This is a genomic window from Ancylomarina sp. YFZ004 (assembly GCF_054254355.1).
Genome location: NZ_JBTCHQ010000001.1, coordinates 415766 through 433518, shown reverse-complemented (window position 1 = coordinate 433518; position 17753 = coordinate 415766). Strand labels below are relative to the sequence as shown.

Genomic DNA, 17753 nt, shown 5'->3' with positions numbered 1-17753 from the left:
TTCCCATTCTAATTTTATGTAATGGGTATTCGTCAATTAATGCTTCTAAGTTTAGCACTTAGTTTATTCCTCGTCCTATCTTGTGGGAAATCTACAAACAAGAAAACGATTTCCAAAACGGAAACTCCCAATGAAATTGTTGATTCATCTTTCTATTTCGAATCAAATATCAAGCATGCTAAAGGTTTTAAAATTGATATCCATGATGGATATAAGGAGCTGTCTGTACTTGATCCTTGGAATAAAGGGCAAGTTTTCCAGAAGTATTATCTTATCCCTAGAGGAAAAAAAGATGGTATCAGTTTACCATCCGATGGTCAGATTATCGAAGTGCCAGTTAGAAGTATTGCTGCTCTTTCGAGTACTCAAATAGGCATATTGAATTTTCTGGGTGTTGCAGATAAAATAGTAGCCGTGTCCTTGCCTGATAAAGTTTATAATAAAAAGCTTTCGAAAAGAGTTGAAAGTGGTCATGTTATTGGAGTTGGACATGCAGCAACTCTCGATTTTGAAAGAATCGTTGATTTATCTCCTGAGCTTGTAATGGTTGCAGGATTTATGAAAATATCCAATGATGAAACGAAATTGATAAATGCAGGTTTGCCAGTTGCTTTTAATATTGAATGGATGGAGAGTGGCCCACTTGCACGTGCTGAGTGGTCAAAATTTATAGCCGCATTTTTTAATATGGAGCAAAAAGCCGACGATTTATTTACTGATCTAGAAAATAGGTATTCTAATATTAAATCAAAAATTAAGGATGTTGAAGATAAACCAGATGTTATTTCTGGTTACCATTATAAAGGGGTTTGGTATATGCCAGGTGGACAGAGTTATTTAGCTCAATTATTACGCGATGCGAAAGGTGAATATTGTTGGTTTTCTGACTCAACACAAGGGAGTATTCCTTTAAGTTTTGAAGTCGTGCTTGATAAACAGTCTGGTTCTAAAATTTGGTTTGGTCCAGCACATTGCCAAAGTTTAAAAGAAATGAAAGCCTTAGATGAAAGATATACCTTGTTTCAAGCCTATAAAGATGGGCAAGTTTATTCTGTCACTAAACGAACAAATGAAAAGGGAGCTAATGATTATTATGAGTCAGGAGTGATATGTCCCGATCTATTGTTGAAGGATGTCGCTAAAGTTTTACATCCAAAATTATTTCCTGATCATGAACTTTACTTTTATAAGAAATTAGACTAGGGTGTTGCGAATTTGTACAGAAAAAATAATTGAATTTAGAAATGCAAAATAAATCGAAAATCATACTATTTGGAGGTCTTTTTATCCTCATTGCCTTGTTTTTAGTTGTCGATCTTATTCTTGGGAGTGTAAGTATTCCTTCCGATAAAATTATGGCAATTTTAATGGGAGAGGATGTTAAAACATCTTGGAATTATATCATCTTAAATTTTAGATTACCTAAGGCTATAACTGCTATTCTTGTAGGAGCTGGTTTATCTGTGTCTGGCTTAATGATGCAAACTCTATTTCGAAACCCCTTGGCAGGTCCATATGTCTTAGGAATTAGTTCTGGAGCTAGTTTGGGAGTTGCATTGATGGTTATGGCCTCAGTTTTACTACCAGGTGTTTTTGGAGCTATATATAGTTTCCTTGGTAGTTGGGCTCTAGTTGTATCTGCTATTGCTGGTGCCTCTATTATATTTGTAATTATTGGAATGGCTTCTATTCGAATTTCAGACAGTGTCTCATTATTGATTATTGGTATCATGTTTGGAAGTATAACTGGAGCCGTTGTGAATATCCTACAGTATTTTAGTGATCCTGAGCAACTGCAAAGTTTTATTGTGTGGACATTTGGAAGTCTTAGTGGTGTTACTTGGAATGAGATGCATTTAATGGCACCAGTCGTCGTTTTAGGCTTACTGATGTCTTTTGTGTTGATAAAACCGCTGGATGCCTTGTTGTTGGGTGAAAATTATGCGCGTGGTGTTGGTATATCCGTAAATAGAACTCGAATTTGGGTTATAATTAGTACTGCTCTTGTTGCAGGTACTTTAACGGCATTTACAGGGCCTATTGCTTTTATAGGTGTTGCAGTCCCACATATGGCACGAGCTATCTTTGGAACCGCTAGTCATAAGGTTTTATTGCCTGCTGTTGTTCTTATAGGTGCAGCTCTTATGTTGATTTGTGATATTCTATCACAAGTTCCAGGCAACCAAACGACATTACCAATAAACTCAGTAACCGCCATGTTTGGTGGTCCTGTGGTGATATGGGTGATTTTAAGGAGTAGGAGTGTAAAGGCTTCTTTTTCCTAAAGAAATATTTCAAGTGAAGGTATAGTTTTGAATTGTGTACTAAGAAATTATTATTGTGAGTGATAATTACTGTAAGGATATATTAGAAACCGATGGCTTATCGATAGGTTATAAGCAAAAGAGGAGTGAGGATTTATGTCTTTTATCTGACCTTAATCTAACTGTTCGAAGAGGAGAGTTGGTTTGTTTGTTGGGACCTAATGGTTCTGGGAAATCGACTTTAATGCGAACTATTGCAGGTTTGCAAGCGCCCTTAAAAGGTAAAACTTTGGTTGAGGGTGTACCTATACGTGAGCGTAACTTTGGAGAGATTGCTCGTTTGTTAAGTATCGTTTTAACTGAACGATTAGAAGTGGGGAATCTTTCCGTTTATCACATTGTATCTCTTGGGAGGCATCCTTATACGTCGTGGATGGGACGCTTGTCAGAGAAGGATGAAGCTATGATTAAGTGGGCTCTCGAGCAAGTGGGCTTATGGGCATATGCAAATAAGTTCATTAATCAGTTGAGTGATGGTGAGCGACAACGTGTGATGATCGCTAAGGCTTTGGCTCAGGATACCCCATTAATCATGTTGGATGAACCTACAGCCCATTTAGACTTGCCTAATCGAGTTGAAATAATGCGTTTATTAAGGAATCTAGCCAAAGAAACTGATAAGGCTATCCTTTTATCAACTCACGAACTTGATTTAGCCTTACAAGCTGCTGATATTATTTGGTTGATGTCTAAGAATAATGATTTTAAAATTGGAGTTCCTGAAGATTTGGTTCTTTCAGGTAGTATTGAAGATACTTTTAAGAATAAATCATTCAATTTTGATAGAAAAACTGGGAATTTCATCATGAATTATCAGAAAAAGCAAAAAATACAACTGGTAGGGAATGATGTGATGGGGTTTTGGACACAAAGAGCGCTTTCGCGTGAGGGGTATCAAGTTACTTGTGAGAAAACTGATAATTGTTCTATTCATCTAATTGAGGATAGGATGGAATGGGAAATTCACAATAATGGTGAGCTTACGAATTGCAAAAGTATTCAAGAGCTCTTGCTTGCTCTAAGTTCAAATTTGTAAGGATTAAGAATAAGCCGTTTTTTGAATGCTTTATTATGAATGGCCTCCTTGGTGTTGTATTAAGTTTAATATCTATGTGGTTATTAAGGGTGTAGGTTGGTGCTCCTTTGTGCTTGTGTCTGATAATCAGCGATTAAGCCTGTGTTGTTGATATTGGGCATGGAACGTTTTTAGTTGATGGGATTTAACTTATGTGATGTTTTTTGAAAAATATGTACGTTTTTTTACTCTATAATGCCGTGTATATAGGGTGTGTGTATATTATTATGTTGCTACTTTAAAATCATAAAAAATTGATTTTTTTGTCCTCTGAAATTTGCAAAGCTTAATAAAACCGTTATATTTGTGTGTGATTCAGATAAAAAAACATTTTTATTAACCCAAAAAACTTATAAATTATGAACAAGGCTCAATTAATTGAAGCAATGGCTAACAAAGCCGGTTTAACTAAAGCTGATGCAAAAAAAGCTCTTGATGCTTTTATCGAAACTACTTCTGAAGCTCTTAAAGGTGAAGATAGAGTAGCTCTTATCGGATTTGGTTCATTCTCTGTTTCAACTCGTGAAGCTAGAACTGGAAGAAACCCTCAAACTGGTAAGCCAATTGATATTCCAGCTAAAAAAGTTATTAAATTCAAAGCAGGTTCTGAGCTTGTTGAGGTAATTCAATAATTAAAGAATAAGAAATTTTAAAGGAGGTTATCTATTAACCTCCTTTTTTTATATCATTTTGGTTAGAGAATAACCGGAATTTAGAATAGCGGTAATTTCGATTATCGCTATTTTTAATTTTTAAGCAGATATGAATTTTGAACAGAAAAAAGATTTGATTCAATTTCTGGAAACAGTTATGAAAGAAGAAAGAATTGAATTGATTGAGAAAAATATAAACGAACGAACAAGATATGTGACTGTTGTTCTGGAAAATATATTCCAGCCACAAAATGCAAGTGCAGTTATGCGGTCTTGTGATTGTTTTGGAATACAAGATTTGCATGTGATTGAAAATTCAAATAAATATGAGCTTAATCCTGAAGTTGTAATGGGCTCATCAAAATGGATTGATTTGAAAAGGTATAATTCAAAAGAAGAAAATACCCTTGATGCAATTAATAGGTTGAAGAAAGAAGGGTATAGAATTGTAGCGACCACACCACACACCAATGATGTTTTGCTGCCTGATTTTGATCTTACAAAAGGAAAATCAGCTTTCTTTTTTGGAACTGAACTTACGGGCTTATCAGATGTTGTAATGGATCATGCTGATGAGTTTGTGAAAATACCCATGTATGGTTTCACTGAAAGTTTTAATATATCTGTATCTGCTTCGCTTGTGCTAAATCATTTGGCATCAGCTCTTCGTCGTTCGAATGTTGATTGGCAATTGACTGAGTATGAAAAGTTAGATTTGAAATTGGAATGGTATAAGAGATCAATTAAAAGTAGTGAAAATATGATTAATCGCTTTAAAAAAACGTTGGAATCACAATAAAATGAACTGATTTGTTTAATTTCTCGTATTATTTGGTTAAGTTTATCTACTAAGGTTGACTTTTTTTTCGTCGTTCACGAAAAGATTATTAAATTTGGTCACGGAAATTTAAGTGTTCGTAAATTCTTAAGTTTTTATTTTAAAATGGATATAATAAATTTGATCATATGAATTGTGTTGTAATTGATGACGATAAACTTTCAAGAAAGGTTGTTGAAAGTTATATTGATAGAACAGATTATCTTACACTTATTGCTTCTTACCCAAGTGCAATTGAGGCTATTAATGATATTAAGAAAAATGATCCTATTGATTTGATTTTTCTTGATGTTGAGATGCCTGAGATGACTGGTATGGAATTTTTGAATAGTTTGAACACAACACCTCAAGTTATTATCATTTCATCTAAAGAGCAATATGCATTAGAAGCATTTGAGTATGATGTGTCAGATTATTTATTAAAGCCAATCTCTTATAGCCGATTTTTTAAGGCTGTAAATAAGGTGACTACTCGTATTGAAAAGAATGGAAGTGAGATGATTACTCCTGAGAAAAATGAAATATTCATAAAGAGTAATTCAACTTTAGTAAGACTTCACTATGATGATATTCTTTGGGTAGAAGCTCTTGAGAATTATGTGGTTGTAAATACTTTTACAGATAAGTATACAATCCACTTTACTATGAAGGCGATTGAAGACAAGATGCCTTCTCACCTATTCTCAAGAATTCATCGCTCTTATGTTGTGAACTTAAAGAAAATTGAATTGATAGAGGATAATTCGGTGGTTATCACAACCGATGGAGGGTCTAAGTCAATTCCAATTGGTAAATCGTATCGTGAGAAATTGATGGGAGATATCAATTTGATGACTCGCTAAGAGTTTTAAAAAAAAATATTTGAAGGGTTTGCTAAGGCAAGCCCTTTTTTTGTGTCTGACTATTTTTATATGGAAAATTATTCGAGTACTATAGTTAGTTTTATAATCCGTACCCTTTGTTTAAGGGTAATACTGATAATTTTAAGCTTATCATTTTCTTTTGGCAGGAATTTTTAAGATTTTTGTAGTCTATTAAATTTAAGTTTATGATTTCCAATCGACAATTATTTCTACAACACGTAGCAACGACTTCAGATTATCCAATTTCACTAGAGATTGAAAGAGCTGAAGGTATATACATGTATACCCCAGAAGGGAAAAGATACCTCGATCTTGTATCTGGAGTATCTGTTAGTAATTTGGGGCATGGACACCCACGTGTTAAACAGGCAGTGAAAGATCAAGTGGATAAATATATGCACTTGATGGTGTATGGTGAATTCATTGAAACACCTCAGGTTAAGTTGGCTAAACTATTGGCTGACAATCTGCCAGAGAAATTGAATTCAGTTTATTTTGTGAATTCGGGTAGTGAAGCCAATGAAGGCGCAATGAAATTGGCCAAGCGATATACGGGGCGAAGTGAAATTATTCACTTTAATAATGCCTATCATGGTAGTACTCATGGTGCGTTAAGTGTCTTAGGTGATGAAGAAATGAAAAATGCTTATCGCCCACTTTTGCCAGATGTACGTCAGATAGAATTTGATAATATTGCTGATCTTCAGAATATAACAAATAGAACAGCTTGTGTGATATTAGAACCCATCCAGTCAGAAGCTGGTTTTATTATTCCTACCCAGGAATTTTTAGATACCTTACGCAAGCGCTGCGATGAAACGGGTGCCCTTTTGATTTTTGATGAAGTACAAATGGGGTTTGGACGTACAGGTAAATTGTTTGCTTTTGAACATTTTAATGTGATTCCAGATATTTTAACTCTTGCTAAGGCTATGGGAGCTGGAATGCCAATTGGAGCTTTTATTTCTAAAAAAGAAATTCTTGATAGCTTTAAATCTAACCCAATGTTGGGGCATATAACCACTTTTGGTGGTCATCCAGTTTCTTGTGCTGCTGCTTTAGCTGGGCTCGAAGTTCTTCTTGAAGATAAGATTATAGAAGATGTCAGTAGAAAAGGAGATTTGTTTATTTCTCTCTTGAAAGATCATCCTTTAATTAAAGGCTTTAGAAGCAAAGGGCTTTTTATTGCTGTGAATGTGGAAAGTCAGGAAGTCATGCTTGAGATTATGAAGCATGCTTACGAGCTAGGAGTTGTGATGGATCCATTCTTATTTTACCCAGGAGCCTTTCGTATTGCACCACCATTAGTGATTACAGACGAAGAGATTCACGAAGCCTGTGAACTTCTAATTAAGGCTATGGATGCCGTAAAAATCTAAAAAATGACCTTAAAACGATTTCTTATAGTACTGGTGTTTTTGTGTACTTTTTTTTGTGTGCAAGCTCAATCTAAATTTGCTAATTCTGAACAATTATTGAATGCTCAATTTGAGAGTTTGAAAATTGCTTCTAATGATTCATTGAAGTTGAGTATTTCGCATAGTATAATGAGAGATTTAAAGAAGGTTTTGAGAAAGAAAGGGAGCTTTTCTTACCCATTTAATGAGATTGTAAATCTTGGAAAAGTGACTTCATCTGATGAGCAGTTGAGAATTTTTTCTTGGAATTATACGATTGAAAGTGGTGCTTATAGATATTTTGCTCTTCTTCAGAAAGTGGATGGACGAAAAATAGCTTTGATTGAATTATATCAAAACTTGAACGTGAAAGAAAGCATGGTAAGTAAACTTTCTGCAGATCAATGGTTGGGAGCTTTGTATTATCAAATTGTTCCTTTCAAACACAATAAGAGAAGCTTGTATTTATTACTTGGCTGGGATGGTAATAAGAATAGGACAAGTAAAAAGGTGATTGAGACCATTGGTTTTTCAAAGACGGGTGAGCCTGAATTAGGATTACCTGTTATCAATTGGAGAGGGAAACGTTTATCTCGTGTCGTTTTCGAATACTCAAAGCAAGTACAAATGAAGTTGAAGTATTATAAAAGAGAGAATTGTGTTGTTTTTGATCATCTTTCACCATCGGAATCACGTTATAACAATCAATTTGAATATTACGGACCAGATTTTTCATATGATGCCCTGGAATTTAAAAATGGCATTTGGAATTTGGTTGAAGAATTCGATGTGAAGAATCTTAATTGATTTTCAATTATAATTGCACTTAACGATTGGAAATAGAGTTGTATGGGTTAATGAACCTTTATTGCTTGTAAAATAATATCTAAAATTATGTCAGAACAATTTATATATCAAACCGAGCAGTTTGCCGATATTAAAATATTAAGATATCAGGTTCCTGGCTTCGAAGATCTGTCTCTTCAACAAAAAGAGTTGATTTATTATTTATCGGAGGCTGCACATTGTGGACGAGATATTTTGTTCGATCAGAATAATAAATTCAACCTTAAGGTTCGACGTACTTTAGAGGCGATTCTTTTATCCTATGATGGTGACAGAGAATGTGAGGATTTTAAAAATTTCGAGATCTATATCAAGCGAGTATGGTTTTCAAATGGCATACATCATCATTATTCTATGGATAAGATTATGCCCGAATTCTCTGAGGAATACTTTGGTGAATTGATAGCTAACTCCAATTATGAGTTGATGCCTTTAACGGCTTCAGAAGATGAAATTGATCTGATTTCAAAATTGAGTGGAGTCATCTTTGACATTGAGGAAGAAGCCAAACGTGTTGTGCTAAATCCGGAAATGGATCTTATTGAGAGTTCTGCGAATAATTACTACGAATCTGTTTCTCAAAAAGAGGTTGAAGAATTCTATAAAGCATTAGATAAGGGAGATGTTGATCGTCCCATATCAACGGGCTTAAATTCTAAACTCGTAAAAGAGAACGGTGAGCTAATAGAAAAGACCTGGAAAGTTGGAGGAATGTATACCGAAGCTATCGAAGAGATCGTATTTTGGTTAGAGAAAGCCCTTCCTATTGCAGATAGCGAATTGCAGCAACAAGCTTTGATTAAACTAATTGAATTCTATAAAACGGGTGATTTAAATACCTTCGATGACTATTCTATTCTTTGGGTTAAGGATTTAGATGCTCATATTGATGTTATGAATGGCTTTATTGAGGTTTATGGCGATGCACTTGCTATTAAAGGTAGCTGGGAATCTGTTGTGAACTTTGAAGATATTGAAGGTAGTAAACGAACCAAAATCATTTCAGATAATGCGCAGTGGTTCGAAGATAATTCTCCTGTTGATTCACGTTTCAAGAAAGATGTTGTAAAAGGGGTGAGTGCCAAAGTGGTTACGGTTGCTATGTTGGGTGGTGATTGTCATCCTGCAACTCCAATTGGAATTAACTTACCCAACGCAGAGTGGATCAGAAAAGACCACGGAAGTAAATCGGTGACCATTGATAATATCACACATGCCTATCATCAAGCTTCATTAAAGGGCGGCATGCTCGAAGAGTTTGCTTATAGTGAAGAAGAAATCAAACGTTCTAAAGCCTTTGGGCATCTTGGTGGCAACTTGCATACAGATTTACACGAATGTTTAGGGCATGGTTCAGGACAACTACTTCCTGGTATTGGAATGGATGCTTTGAAAAATTACCATTCTACACTTGAAGAAGCCCGAGCAGACTTGTTTGCCTTGTACTATTTAATGGATGAAAAACTGATTGAGATTGGCTTGATTCCGAGTTTAGAGGTAGGTAAGGCCGAATATGATGGTTATATCCGCAATGGTCTATTAACTCAATTAACTCGTGTTGAATTGGGTAAAGAAATTGAAGAGTCTCATATGAGAAATCGTCAATTAATTGCAAAATGGGTTTTTGAAAAAGGTTCCGAGGAAAAAGTCATAGAACGTGTTGAGAAGGAAGGGAAAGTTTATTTTGTAATTCGTGATTACAATAAATTGAGAACACTTTTCGGTGAGTTGTTAGAAGAGGTTCAGCGAATCAAATCTGAAGGAGATTTTGAAGCGGGTAAGCTTTTGGTAGAAAACTATGCTGTTAAAGTTGATGAGGCTATTCACAAACAAGTGAAAGAGCGTTTCGATAAATTGAACTTGGCTGCTTATGCTGGTTTTATCAATCCAGAATATTTGCCCGTTTATGAAGAAGGAATTATTGTAGATGTTGAAATCGCTTACCCTATGGATTTCACTGAACAGATGTTACACTATTCCAATAATTATTCATTTTTACCACACGAAAACTAATCCATAAGAGATTTCAATGATTGGAACTATTGTCAATGTAGGAGCGGTGATTATTGGAAGTGCTATTGGTTTAGCTTTTCGTTCTCGTATTCCCAAACGTCTTTTCGAGATTGTATTTCAGGCTATAGGATTGTTTACAATTTGTTTAGGTCTGGTCATGGCTTTTAAAGCCAATAATATGTTGATAATGGTCTTCAGTCTTGTAACAGGATCTTTACTGGGGGAGTGGATTAATATTGAAAAAGGGACCGAGCGACTAAGTGATAAAATTAAGCATAAGCTGGGCAAAGGAGATGACGCGACTTTTTCAACGGGGATGATTACAGCTTTCCTATTATTTTGCATGGGCAGCATGTCTATTTTAGGCTGTTTTGAAGAAGGTATGGGGAAGGGTGCAAATCTTCTATTTACCAAATCCATTATGGATGGTTTTTCTGCAATTGCTTTATCGGCTGCTTTTGGAATAGGCGTTATGTTCTCATCCATACCATTGCTGATTTATCAGGCTACTTTAACTTTACTGGCAATACTTTTTGGGAATATCATGCCTGATGCAATTATAAATGAACTGACTGGTATAGGTGGTATTTTGATTCTCGGTTTAGGTATTACCATTCTTGATATTAAAAAGATTCGTGTGTTAAATATGTTACCAGCTTTACTTATAGAAGTTCTCTTGTGTTACTTCTTTTTGTAATAAAGAAGCTTTATTTTTATTGATTGAGAAATATCATCCTTTATGAAGAAAACTATAAAACAAAATATTATCAATCTTTTTGAGCAATGGTCAGGTGATCAGTTTGTGAGAACAGAGTTGATACCAGCATCAGGATCATATCGTCAATATATTCGTATTATCGGCGAAGAGAAAACGGTGATGGGAGTTTATAATACCGATAAAAAGGAGAATAATGCATTTGTAACTTTTAGCCGTCATTTTAAATCCAAAGGTTTATCTGTACCTGAGATTTTAGCTGTAGATGAATCTAAGGATATTTATTTACAAGATGATTTTGGTGATACCATGCTTTTCGATTATATCCAAAAGGAGCGGAAAGGGGATCATTTTCCCGATTCTCTTATTTTGATTTTAAAAAAGACGATTAAAGAACTTGTTCGATTTCAGATTGAAGGCCATGAAGGATTAGATTATTCAGTTGCATATCCACGAGCTGCTTTTGATAAGCAATCTATGATGTGGGATTTGAACTACTTTAAATATTACTTCCTTAAACTTGCTAAGATTCCATTCGATGAGCAATCACTTGAAGATGACTATTTGAAGTTCACTGATTTTTTATTGCAAGCCCCTAATGATTACTTTCTTTACAGGGATTTCCAATCAAGAAATGTCATGTTGAAAGATGGAGAACCGAAGTTTATCGACTATCAAGGTGGTAGAAAAGGTGCTTTGGCTTATGATCTTGCTTCACTATTATATGATGCTAAAGCAGATTTTCCTCAAGCTATTCGTGATGAGTTATTAGCTTATTATTTAGAAGAGTTGAGTAATTATAGTCAAATTGATATTGAAAGCTTTAAATCGCATTATTATGCATTTGTTCTGATTCGTATGATGCAAGCTATGGGTGCTTTTGGCTTTAGGGGCTTCTACGAAAAGAAAGAGCATTTCTTGCAATCAATACCTTATGCCTTACGCGATTTAAAAGAAGTTTTACAGCATTTAGATTTTTCAGTTCAACTTCCAGAGTTATTATCTGCTCTTGAAAGTGTTTGTGATTCTGAGTTTCTTAAAACAGTTGGTGTTAGCAAAGAGGATAAATTGAATGTCTCTGTTCAAAGCTTCTCATATCGAAGAGGGATTCAGCCTAATGGTTTTGTTTTCGATTGTCGTATAATCGATGACCCTGTTGGTAATACTCGTTTTGAAGAGAGTCATATGGATTCTGAGTTTCTTCCTACATTTTTCAAAGAAGAAACGAGCATGCATGCTTTTCTTAAATCGATATGTGCAGTTGTTGATATTGCGGTTGAAAAATCACAAAAGCAGCAAATAAAACAATTGGAAATTTATTTTGGATGTGTCGGTGGTCAACATAGGTCGGTTTATGCTGCAGGGTTCATGGGAGAATATATTAAAATGAAATATGATGTTGAAGTTAATTTGAGACATCAGGAACTTGATAATGTAGTGGCTTAAAAGCAATGGGAAAGAAGCGTTGTAAATTATCGAAAACTGAATATGCCGATAAGCTATGTAAAGGCGGAGAGAGATACGTGTGCAAAAAATGCGCTCGTGTCGCTAAGAATGTGAAAAAACTTTGCGATGCTAAAGAAATAAAAAGACAACATGATTAATGCGATGATTTTTGCAGCTGGTCTTGGAACCAGGCTGCAACATTATACTAAGAATTGCCCCAAAGCATTAGTTCGCTTGGATGGAAAACCTTTATTGGAGCATTGTATTTTAAAGCTCAAAGCTTTTGGTGTAGATCGAATTGTGATTAATGTACATCATTACGCTGATCAAATTGAAGCCTTTCTTGCATCAAAAGATAATTTTGGGATGGATATTCTGATTTCTGATGAAAGAGAGCTGTTGTTGGATACTGGAGGTGCAATTAAAAAAGCGAAGTCTCTTTTCTTACCGAATGCTCCTATCTTGATTTATAATGTAGATATTTTAAGTTCATTAAACCTAGAGGATCTCCTAACAGCTCATGAAAACAAGCAAGCTCTAGCGACTTTAAATCTAAGAGATAAGAATACCAACAGACATTTGTGTTTTAATCAAGATGGTTTATTGTGTGCCTGGAAGAATGATGCCACTCTAGAAGTGAAAATTGTGAATGAAAGTCATCTTAATTCTATTGCTTATAGTTTTTCAGGAATTCATATTATTGATTCTAAACTATTGGATTTAATAGAAGAAGAAGAAGTCTTTTCTATCATTGATTTGTATTTACGTTTAGCAAAGGATTACAAAATTGCTGGATACCACGATAGGTCTGATATATGGATGGATCTTGGAAAGCCTGAAGAATTGCAAAAGGCTGAATTCCTAATTAAAAAGTTGGCTAAAGATTAAATTATCTCATTTTCTAAAGCATAAAAAAAATCCATTCTTAAAGAATGGATTTTTTATTTATATCAGTTTTGTTATTCGACGTTCAAGAGAATTTAAAAAGCGTTTGAATAGTCCAAAATATAAGATAAAATATAGCGAAATAGTCATTGTCCAGATAACAAATAAATTGACCCAATACGTATCGTATTCACGATTGAATATCTTTTTTCGAGGTGCATAAAAATGTGATTTCAAGAAGGCACTTTCTCCATCTCTAAATATGGGATCAATTCTTTGGTGTAAGCGATCTTTGTATTCTATAATACGTTCTATATCATTCGTATTTTTAACAAACTCTGTAAGTCTATCGTTGTCGTAAGATTTTTTCATGTCTACGAAACTTTCTTTATCTGGGAACTTACTTTGTAAAGCGAGTAATTTTTCATCTTTTTTCTTATTCGCAGCATTGTAAAGCAAGATATAATGATGATTAAGATCGTTGAGATATATCTTGAGCTCTTTAAGTAGAATTATATTCGTAGGGTTTCTATCTATAAGATCCAGCTTCTCAAAACTCAAAGGAAGAGAGTTCCTCTTGAGTTCGTTATAAATCAATTTTAAATTGGATTTATATTTATCATCAATTTGCCCTTTCAATAAAAGCTTTTCACAATCGTGAAGTTTATTTTTTAGGATAGGCAACCAGTAATTCTTTTTATAATCAGCCTGACTCATAATCTTTTCAAATAAATAGAAATTACTTTCGTATTCATTTGCGATGAACTGTTCTACTGCCAAAGCTTCGTAAGCCCAACGTGCTGTTATGATCTCACCGTACCATGGAATTCTGTTAGGATGAGAGATACTTGGGTTGATTTTATCAAATTTCACAATAACACCACTCAGTATTAATTGAGGGATTAGTATGAAAGGTATTAGAATATAGATGTTTATGACTGTCTTGAAACTGTCTGAAATAACTAAACCGAGCATATTTGCAAAACACCACGTGCTAAAAAGAACAAGCCAATAGGTGAAATACATACCTTGTATTTCGAGTATATAATTACCAATAATTACGAAAATAAAAGCTTGAAAAGCAGATACTGAGAATAGAATAACAACCTTTGAAAGATAGTAACTTGCTCTGCTCAAGTTAAGGAAACGTTCACGTTTTAATATTTTCCTGTCTTTTATTATTTCCTCTGCACTTAGTGTTAATCCAATAAAGAGAGCGATAATAACAGCCATAAAAAGATAGACAGGAATATTGCTGTTGTTGCTAAATGTATAGCCTATTTTGTTGGCTTTATCAATATTATAGAATTTAATAATATACGATAAGATGAAAGCCAGAAGTGGCGTTTCTAATAAATTTATGAGCAAGTATTGAGGATTTGCCAATTTTGAGATAATATCTCGTTTAACAAAAACATTAAACTGCTTTAGTTGTGACGGTACTTTAAAACTGATTGGAGGTAATTCTTTAGCGTCTCTGATATTTTTTTGAGAGATACTGCTTTCTTGGAATCTTTTACCCCATTGTTCGGGTCTTACTTTTCTAATTTGAGTAGGTATACCATATTCATCGAGGACTTCAGATTCAACCATATTGAAAATCTGGTCAGCATCAATATTACCGCAAGCTTCACATTCGTTACCACTACGGTTAGCTTGTTGTGTTTGTGATTTAAAGTAAGTAATCGCATCAAGAGGATTACCATTGAAAATCATATAACCTCCTAGATCAAGAAAGATAAGACGATCAAACATTTTAAAAGTCTCACTTGAAGGTTGATGAACAACGACAAATATCAATTTACCTTTTAAGGCTAAGTTCTTTAGGAGATCCATTATTTTAGAAGAATCTCGAGAAGATAAGCCTGATGTTGGTTCATCAAGAAAAAGAACGGCAGGTTCCCTAATTAACTCTAGAGCAATATTTAGTCGTTTACGCTGACCACCACTAATTTTTTTATCAAGAGGGTTTCCAACCTTTAAATTTCGAGCTTCAAAGAGACCTAAGTCGCTCAAAACTTTATAAACAAGTCTAATGAGCTGAAAAGAAGAGTATTTGTCGAAACAAAGCTTAGCATTAAAGAAAAGGTTCTCAAAAACAGTTAAAGAATCAATAAGAAGATCATCTTGTGAAACATGACCTATTACACCCTCTATAGAGTCTTTTTCGAAATAGATATCTTGACCATTTATTAAAACCTGACCCTTTTGAGGAGCTAATGAACCATTAAGAATGTTTAGAAGTGTTGTTTTACCTGCACCACTAGATCCCATGATTCCAACCATCTTTCCAGATTCCTCTTTGAAAGAATTTTGATGAACGCCTTGGTCATTCTCTTTATATCTAAATTCAATATCTTTAGTCTCGAACACAACACGTTCGCTGTTCGCATCTCGATTAAATGTACTTAAAATATCACTAAAATAGATGGGTTCAATTTTAGGATTACGAACAGATGAACCTTGAGTAAGAATATGAACACGATCTGGTTTTAGCGCGAGTCCATTCATGAATAGTTCGCTTAAACCCTGGAATCGTATGACAAAGAGATTAACTCTTACGAGTCGGAGAATTTTAATTTCCCCAGAAATTCCTTCAGAATAAATATGTTCGCCAGTATTGCTGTGTTCTTTGCTGTTATTGATTGTTAAGAGACGTTCCGATTCTTTGATATCATCAAACTTCGATAGCATGAAATCTTGAAGTCTGATATATGCTTCTATTGGTAAATTGAACGTATCAGCTACGGTCTCAACGAATTCTTTTTCTCCTTCTGTTATGTCATCACCTTCTAATAAGAATTCAAGGAGTTGAATAACGATGATAATTTTCTGTCGAGCTACAAGCTCTTTGTTCATTTCACTACAAATACGTAGAACGCGAACCGATCGAGATGAGGTAACTTGTTTTCTTTTAGATCTCCTATTGTTTCTGTCTATAGTATCCTGGTAGTATTCATCGAATAAGTTCAGGTATTCCTGAGCAGAGTCCTGATCTAGTTGGCGGTATAAATATTTTACAACCATTGCACGGCGTTTCTCTCCTGATTCTTCAGGATGTGAAATGATCGCGAATAATTGCATTAAAGCTTTTAAAATTCTTTCGCTCATGTATAAAGAGGAATTGTTAGGATTTTGGTCGTGCTATTACTGCTTGAAGCCAATTAGTAATAATACTGATCCTGGCTTTTTCGTCTTGGATATGTATTGAACTTTTATAGTACAATTCAAGGTGCTTTCAAATTCGAAGTCCCAGTAAGGGGTTGAACCATATTTTACATTAGTAAATAGAACTCTATTCTCTTGATCGTAAATGGTGAAAATAAGCTGGCTATCTTTTTGGTTGCTAACACCTGCAATTCGATAATGATTTCCAGAATAGAATGTTGTGTGAAACTCGGCTGATTCTCCTGAGTTTAATTCAGCCGTGTATTCCTGGCCATCCGAAACAAATGGAGCATGAAGGTATTTACTACATTCTGTCATTAAAGTATTGTCCTGCGCCAATGAGGTGAAAGTTGTAGAAACAAGTACAATTAGAAATATATATATAATTTTCATTTTTTCTAAATTTGTGTATGTGTAGATGCATAAAGGACTATTCCTTAGAATAGCTTAATAAGCGCATTTTATTGTGTAATAAAAGTATGTAGCTTGTCAATTTTATAAGTAATAACAGAAATTAATTTTGGTGTAATAATCAGTTTCGATTTACTATTTACAACTGTGAGTTTCTTTTTTGGGTAATCAATTGAGGGGATATATTCATATTCTTCAACAATTTCATCGAATGTGTAAGCTAACTGAATTAAGTTCTCAACTAAGTATTTATAACTTTCACTCTCTTGTGTATTGGGGATAAGTAATTTTATCAGGTTTTCTAAAGGTCTTTTTTGTTCTGCAATTCGCTGCATTAGATCAGGATGAGGATTGTTTTTCATCTCTTGAGTAAGTATATATACAGATTCTATCCAACCACCAGCAAGAATTAAAGCACCAGTATCTTCTCTTTCATTGGTTTTTAAAAACTTGTCAATATTCCTGTAAGTATCCGATACGATAACCATTAGAGAATCTCGGTTATCAATGTTTTCCTCAATTCTGTTTACTGTGCTCTGATTTAGCACTTTATAGATGCCTAGGTCTAAAGATAAAATTTTGAGAACAGCAAAGTAACTCACTGCATCCTGCTTTTGTTCATAGATATTTATATAGCCTAAATCCACACCATAAACGCCGAAGTTTATAGCTCTGTTAAAGTTGGTTACATAATCTGAAGCTTTTCGAGAAGGATTGAGTAATTCCTTATTATATGAAATTCCAGATTCATGTAAGATGAGTGAAATTTGATATGGAGATGGTAAGCTAAATAATATATTATTGAAGTGGAAAACATTCCCACTCTCTTGTTCTGCTTGAATAGAAGAAGCTACAAGATCCTCAATAAGCTGAACTTCATCAGTTGTCTTTTCAGATGGCTTCCTAAAATAAAAGAGAGATGCAACTACAATAACTATTAAAAATATAATTACGAGTCTAATTCGGTTCTTCGAGTTTTTTTCTTGCATTATGCTTTACTTATAAAATTATATGGCAATTTAGTAAGAATAAATCAGAAGTCAAATGCCATTTTGTCGATTTTTAATACATTTGATGTCTTTAAAAATACTATTAACAGTAAAATATAAAATTCTAAAC

General features: G+C 34.2%; 15 protein-coding genes. 12 read left to right on the top strand and 3 right to left on the bottom strand.

The window, feature by feature from the left end; all coding sequences use genetic code 11:
* Positions 1-21: 21 nt before the first annotated feature.
* The 12 genes from ACXR6G_RS01775 (at position 22) to ACXR6G_RS01720 (ending at position 13058) form a co-directional block, all read left to right on the top strand.
* Positions 22-1203 carry an ABC transporter substrate-binding protein gene (locus ACXR6G_RS01775; protein WP_458359681.1) on the top strand — a complete coding sequence of 394 codons (1182 nt, stop codon included), beginning with the start codon at positions 22-24 and terminating at the stop codon, positions 1201-1203.
* A 41-nt stretch (positions 1204-1244) separates the two neighbouring features.
* Positions 1245-2285 (top strand): iron chelate uptake ABC transporter family permease subunit, encoded by a 1041-nt coding sequence (locus ACXR6G_RS01770; RefSeq protein WP_458359680.1) that lies wholly within the window; start codon positions 1245-1247, stop codon positions 2283-2285.
* A 55-nt stretch (positions 2286-2340) separates the two neighbouring features.
* On the top strand, positions 2341-3360 hold the full coding sequence (locus tag ACXR6G_RS01765; protein ID WP_458359679.1) for an ABC transporter ATP-binding protein: 1020 nt from the start codon (positions 2341-2343) through the stop codon (positions 3358-3360).
* Positions 3361-3758: 398 nt separating this feature from the next.
* Positions 3759-4031, top strand: coding sequence for an HU family DNA-binding protein (locus tag ACXR6G_RS01760; RefSeq protein WP_458359678.1), 273 nt, complete (start codon positions 3759-3761; stop codon positions 4029-4031).
* Between the two features lie 130 nt (positions 4032-4161).
* A complete protein-coding gene (locus ACXR6G_RS01755) occupies positions 4162-4851 on the top strand; it encodes a TrmH family RNA methyltransferase (protein WP_458359677.1) in 690 nt (229 codons plus the stop codon).
* A 167-nt stretch (positions 4852-5018) separates the two neighbouring features.
* A complete protein-coding gene (locus ACXR6G_RS01750) occupies positions 5019-5732 on the top strand; it encodes a LytR/AlgR family response regulator transcription factor (RefSeq protein ID WP_458359676.1) in 714 nt (237 codons plus the stop codon).
* Between the two features lie 206 nt (positions 5733-5938).
* Positions 5939-7132: an aspartate aminotransferase family protein gene (locus ACXR6G_RS01745; protein ID WP_458359675.1), complete on the top strand. Its 1194-nt coding sequence runs from the start codon at positions 5939-5941 to the stop codon at positions 7130-7132.
* Positions 7133-7135: 3 nt separating this feature from the next.
* Complete coding sequence (locus tag ACXR6G_RS01740) at positions 7136-7957, top strand: hypothetical protein (protein ID WP_458359674.1); 822 nt, start codon at positions 7136-7138, stop codon at positions 7955-7957.
* A gap of 87 nt (positions 7958-8044) precedes the next feature.
* Positions 8045-10009 (top strand): dipeptidyl-peptidase 3 family protein, encoded by a 1965-nt coding sequence (locus tag ACXR6G_RS01735; protein ID WP_458359673.1) that lies wholly within the window; start codon positions 8045-8047, stop codon positions 10007-10009.
* Between the two features lie 16 nt (positions 10010-10025).
* A complete protein-coding gene (locus ACXR6G_RS01730) occupies positions 10026-10706 on the top strand; it encodes a DUF554 domain-containing protein (RefSeq protein WP_458359672.1) in 681 nt (226 codons plus the stop codon).
* Between the two features lie 42 nt (positions 10707-10748).
* Complete coding sequence (locus ACXR6G_RS01725) at positions 10749-12170, top strand: RapZ C-terminal domain-containing protein (RefSeq protein WP_458359671.1); 1422 nt, start codon at positions 10749-10751, stop codon at positions 12168-12170.
* Between the two features lie 150 nt (positions 12171-12320).
* Positions 12321-13058, top strand: a complete 738-nt coding sequence (locus ACXR6G_RS01720; protein WP_458359670.1) for a nucleotidyltransferase family protein — start codon at positions 12321-12323, stop codon at positions 13056-13058.
* Between the two features lie 57 nt (positions 13059-13115).
* Here the strand turns inward: ACXR6G_RS01720 and ACXR6G_RS01715 are convergent, their stop codons facing one another.
* From ACXR6G_RS01715 to ACXR6G_RS01705, 3 genes are all read right to left on the bottom strand, one after another.
* Complete coding sequence (locus ACXR6G_RS01715) at positions 13116-16166, bottom strand: ATP-binding cassette domain-containing protein (RefSeq protein ID WP_458359669.1); 3051 nt, start codon at positions 16164-16166, stop codon at positions 13116-13118.
* A 36-nt stretch (positions 16167-16202) separates the two neighbouring features.
* Positions 16203-16616: a hypothetical protein gene (locus tag ACXR6G_RS01710; RefSeq protein WP_458359668.1), complete on the bottom strand. Its 414-nt coding sequence runs from the start codon at positions 16614-16616 to the stop codon at positions 16203-16205.
* A 68-nt stretch (positions 16617-16684) separates the two neighbouring features.
* A complete protein-coding gene (locus ACXR6G_RS01705; RefSeq protein WP_458359667.1) occupies positions 16685-17623 on the bottom strand; it encodes a hypothetical protein in 939 nt (312 codons plus the stop codon).
* Positions 17624-17753 lie beyond the last annotated feature (130 nt).

Coding starts and splice junctions, on each gene's coding strand:
- ACXR6G_RS01775 (WP_458359681.1), top strand. CDS start 22: ATGGGTATTCGTCAATTAATGCTTCTAAGTTTAGCACTTAGTTTATTC.
- ACXR6G_RS01705 (WP_458359667.1), bottom strand. CDS start 17,623: ATGCAAGAAAAAAACTCGAAGAACCGAATTAGACTCGTAATTATATTT.
- ACXR6G_RS01770 (WP_458359680.1), top strand. CDS start 1,245: ATGCAAAATAAATCGAAAATCATACTATTTGGAGGTCTTTTTATCCTC.
- ACXR6G_RS01715 (WP_458359669.1), bottom strand. CDS start 16,166: ATGAGCGAAAGAATTTTAAAAGCTTTAATGCAATTATTCGCGATCATT.
- ACXR6G_RS01730 (WP_458359672.1), top strand. CDS start 10,026: ATGATTGGAACTATTGTCAATGTAGGAGCGGTGATTATTGGAAGTGCT.
- ACXR6G_RS01740 (WP_458359674.1), top strand. CDS start 7,136: ATGACCTTAAAACGATTTCTTATAGTACTGGTGTTTTTGTGTACTTTT.
- ACXR6G_RS01720 (WP_458359670.1), top strand. CDS start 12,321: ATGATTAATGCGATGATTTTTGCAGCTGGTCTTGGAACCAGGCTGCAA.
- ACXR6G_RS01760 (WP_458359678.1), top strand. CDS start 3,759: ATGAACAAGGCTCAATTAATTGAAGCAATGGCTAACAAAGCCGGTTTA.
- ACXR6G_RS01745 (WP_458359675.1), top strand. CDS start 5,939: ATGATTTCCAATCGACAATTATTTCTACAACACGTAGCAACGACTTCA.
- ACXR6G_RS01750 (WP_458359676.1), top strand. CDS start 5,019: ATGAATTGTGTTGTAATTGATGACGATAAACTTTCAAGAAAGGTTGTT.
- ACXR6G_RS01755 (WP_458359677.1), top strand. CDS start 4,162: ATGAATTTTGAACAGAAAAAAGATTTGATTCAATTTCTGGAAACAGTT.
- ACXR6G_RS01725 (WP_458359671.1), top strand. CDS start 10,749: ATGAAGAAAACTATAAAACAAAATATTATCAATCTTTTTGAGCAATGG.
- ACXR6G_RS01735 (WP_458359673.1), top strand. CDS start 8,045: ATGTCAGAACAATTTATATATCAAACCGAGCAGTTTGCCGATATTAAA.
- ACXR6G_RS01710 (WP_458359668.1), bottom strand. CDS start 16,616: ATGAAAATTATATATATATTTCTAATTGTACTTGTTTCTACAACTTTC.